This is a genomic window from Caulobacter sp. S45 (assembly GCF_903642205.1).
Lineage (GTDB): Bacteria > Pseudomonadota > Alphaproteobacteria > Caulobacterales > Caulobacteraceae > CAHJWH01.
In genome coordinates, this window is the sequence record NZ_CAHJWH010000224.1 from 1 (window position 1) to 3,557 (window position 3,557).

4 protein-coding genes are annotated in these 3,557 nt (G+C 72.7%); all 4 read right to left on the reverse strand.

Annotated features, from left to right (window positions below):
• Window positions 1–637 (reverse strand): polysaccharide deacetylase family protein (locus HUV06_RS15175; protein WP_174302082.1); only part of this gene is annotated, 637 nt, incomplete at its 3' end.
• Window positions 624–1,586, reverse strand: a complete 963-nt coding sequence (locus tag HUV06_RS15180; RefSeq protein WP_174302083.1) for a polysaccharide deacetylase family protein — start codon at window positions 1,584–1,586, stop codon at window positions 624–626. The genes HUV06_RS15175 and HUV06_RS15180, both read right to left, overlap by 14 nt.
• 12 nt (window positions 1,587–1,598) lie before the next feature.
• Complete coding sequence (gene leuD / locus HUV06_RS15185; RefSeq protein WP_174302084.1) at window positions 1,599–2,225, reverse strand: 3-isopropylmalate dehydratase small subunit; 627 nt, start codon at window positions 2,223–2,225, stop codon at window positions 1,599–1,601.
• Window positions 2,222–3,557, reverse strand: a 1,336-nt coding sequence (locus HUV06_RS15190; protein ID WP_174302085.1) for a 3-isopropylmalate dehydratase large subunit, incomplete at its 5' end; no start/stop codon positions are given. The genes HUV06_RS15190 and leuD, both read right to left, overlap by 4 nt.

Below are 3,557 nucleotides of genomic sequence, written 5' to 3' on the forward strand. Positions count from 1 at the left end.
GGGCGACCACCGCCCCGGCCTCGGTGCGCATGAGGGCCGCCGCCTCGTCCATCTCCCAGTCCAGGCAGACGTCGAAGTCCTGGGCGGCGATCAGGTCCAAGGTGGCGAACGACTGCTGGCGCGCGGGGCTGAGCCAGGCGCGGGGCTGCAGCCCCGCCGCCTCGAACCGCGCGCGGACCTCCGCCACCCAGGCGGCCTCCGTCGCCCGGTCCAGCCCGCCCCAGTGAATGTGCTCGGGCGACAGGCCGTAGGCGGCGAGCTCGTGGCCGTCCTCGGCGATGGCCTGCACCAGCGGCGCCAGCCGCTCCAGCTGGCGCGCATTGACCGGGAAGGTGGCTTTCAGCCCCGCCGCCTTCAGCGCGTCGAGCAGGCGGAACACGCCGACCCGGGCGCCATAGTCGCGCGTGGTGTAGTGGCGAAGGTCCGGATAGGGGGTGACCATGGCGCCGGGCGACTTGAACGGCTTGCCGGGCGGGTTCAGCGCGTGGTGCTCCACCGGGACCACGATCATCACCGCCAGGGGCCCGCCCCAGGGCCAGCGGATCGGCGCGGACCCGGCGATGCGCCAGGCGTAGCGGTCCTGGTCGGAGCCGTAGCGGCGGCGGGGATAGGTCAGGTAGTCCTCAGGCAGCGGCATGGGCGCCCTCCGTATCCGCGAACCCCGTCCCGCCGGTGGCCAGGCCTCGGCCGGCGATGTCGGCCTGGGCGGCGTCCCAGCAGTGCTCGCGGTAGAAGCCCGCGATCTCGGCCGCCGTGGTGATCCACACGTCGTCGGCGTGGGCCGCCACGTGGGCCAGCGCCTCGGCGAAGGGACGGATGCGGTGGGGCTGGGCGACCAGGTAGGCGTGCAGCGGGATGCACATCACCGTGCCCGACCGCTCGCCTTCCGCCAGCAGCCGGTCGAAGTGGCGCTTCAGCACCTCGGCGTAGCGCTCCGGCGTCATGGCCATCGCGCCGTAGGTGATGACGTCGTTGACCTCGAGCGAATAGGGCATGGACATCAGCCGGCCTGAGCGGGTCTTGAGCGGCTGCGGCTGGTCGTCCTGGAACAGGTCGCAGGTGTACCAGAAGTCGTACTCGGCGATCAGGTCGAAGGTGCGCTCGGTGTGGGTCAGGGCCGGGGCGAGATAGCCGCGGATGCGCTTGCCGGTGGCGGCCTGGATGCTGTTGATCGAGTCCTCGATCACCGCGCGCTCCTGCGCCTCGTCCATGCCGTAGCTGTAGCGGGTGTTGTAGATGCCGTGGCTGAAGAACTCCCAGTTCCGCGCCACGCAGGCCTCGATGATCTCGGGATGGTGATCGATCAGGGCGGTGGACAGCGAGATGGAGCCGCGCATGGCGAAGCGGTCCATCAGCTCCATCAGCCGCCAGTGGCCGACCCGGTTGCCCCAGTCGCGCTGGGCGTAGCCGACCACGTCCGGCGTGGGCTTGGGCCAGCCCGGGCGCTGGGGGTTCACCGGCGGGTCGTACTCGTAGACCTCGATGTTCGGCGCGATCCAGAAGGCCAGCTTCTTGCCGCCCGGCCAGGTGATCTTGGGCCGGTCGCGATAGGGCCAGTAGTCGTAGAGGTTGGGATCGGCTCGCACGCGTCTCTCCTGCTACAGATAGGCCCAGGGGCGGCGCTGGGCGTCCGCGGCGCGGAAGGCCTCGATCTCGCCCCGCCGCTTGAAGGTCAGGTCGATGGCGTCCAGGCCGTGGAGCAGCATCTCCTTGGCCTCCGCCCCGATCTCGAAGCCGCTCTCCTCGCCGTCCGGGCCGGCCAGGGTCTGGGTGGCGAGGTCCACGCAGACGCGGCGGGCCTGCGGGTTGGGGGCGATGGCGCGGGCCAGGGCCTCGATCCGCTCCGGCGCGGCCGGGACCGGCACGATGCCGTTGCGCACGCAGTTGCCCTGGAAGATCGGGTTGAAGGAGGGCGCGATGACCACGCGGAAGCCGTACTCCGCCAGGGCCCAGGCGGCGTGCTCGCGCGAGGAGCCGCAGCCGAAGTTCACGCCGCCCAGCAGGATCTGCGCGCCCGCATAGGCCGGGTCGTTCAGCACGAAGCCGGGGTCGGGCTCGCGCCCGCCAACCTCGGTATAGCGCCAGCCGGCGAACAGGCCCTGCGCCAGCCCCTGCTTGGACACCGCCTTGATCTCGCGGGACGGGATGATGGCGTCGGTGTCGATGTTGGGCCGGATCAGCGGCGCGGCCACAGCTGTGAGGCGGGTGAAGGGCGCAGCGCTCACGGCCCGAGCTCCCGCGGATCGGCGATCCGGCCGGCCACCGCGGAGGCCGCGACCGTCGCGGGCGACGCCAGGTGGGAGCGCACGCCCGGCCCCTGGCGGCTCTCGAAGTTGCGGTTGGTGGAGGTCACCACCCGGGCCTGGGGCGCAAAGCTCTCCCCGCCGGCGAAGAAGCACATGGAGCAGCCGGGCTCGCGCCACTCGAAGCCCGCGGCCCTGAACACCGCGTCCAACCCTTCCGCCTCCGCCTCCCTCTTCACCGCCATGGAGCCGGGCACGCAGATGGCGCGCACGCCCGGCGCGACCCTGCGCCCACGCAGCACGGCGGCGGCGCTCTGCAGGTCGGAGAGACGGCCGTTGGTGCACGAGCCGATGAAGGCGGCGTCCACGGGCAGCCCCGCCAGCGCCTGCCCAGGCTGCAGGCCCATATAGGCCAGCGCCTTGTCGTAGCTCTCGCGGCTGTCCTGGTCGGAGACGTCCTCAAACGCCGGCGTGCGCCCGGAGAGCGGCACGGCGTGCTGGGGGCTCGTCCCCCAGGTCACGGTGGGCGCGACCTCAGCGGCGTCGAAGCGGCGCTCCAGGTCGAACGCGGCGCCCGGGTCGCTTCGTAGGGTGGACCAGTGCGCCGTCGCCCGGTCCCAGGCCTCGCCCCGCGGCGCGTAGGGGCGGCCCTGCAGGTAGGCCAGGGCCTGCTCGTCCGGGGCGATCAGCGCACCGAAGGCGGACAGCTCGGCGGCCATGTTGCAGAGCGTCATGCGCCCCTCCATCGACATGGCCTCCACCGCCTCGCCTGCGTACTCCACCGCAAAGCCCCTCGCCCCGCTGGCCGACAGCCGGGAGATGACGTGCAGGGCCAGGTCCTTGGCCGTGATGCCTGCGCCGAGCCGCCCGTCCACGGTGATGCGCAGCGTCCGGGGGCGCTTCACCCGCAGCGTCCCGGTCGCCATGGCGTGCTCGGCCTCGGTGGAGCCGACGCCCCAGGCGAGCGCTCCGAAGGCGCCCTGGGTGGAGGTGTGGCTGTCCGGGCAGACCACCGTCAGGCCGGGCAGCACCACCCCCTGCTCCGGCGAGACCACGTGCACGATGCCCTGGCGCGGATCGCCGAGGTCGAACAGCTGCACCCCCGCCCGCCCCGCCGCCGCCCGGGTGGCGCGGATGAAGGCGCCGCCGGTCGGCATCAGGGTCTCGTCGGTGCGGCCGGGGCGGGTGTCTACCACGTGGTCCATGGTGCAGAACACCTGGCGCGGCGCGAGCAGGGGGCGTCCCGCCGCCTGCAGGCTTTCCAGGGCGATGGAGCCCGTGCGCTCGTGCAGGAACACCCGGTCCACCAGCACC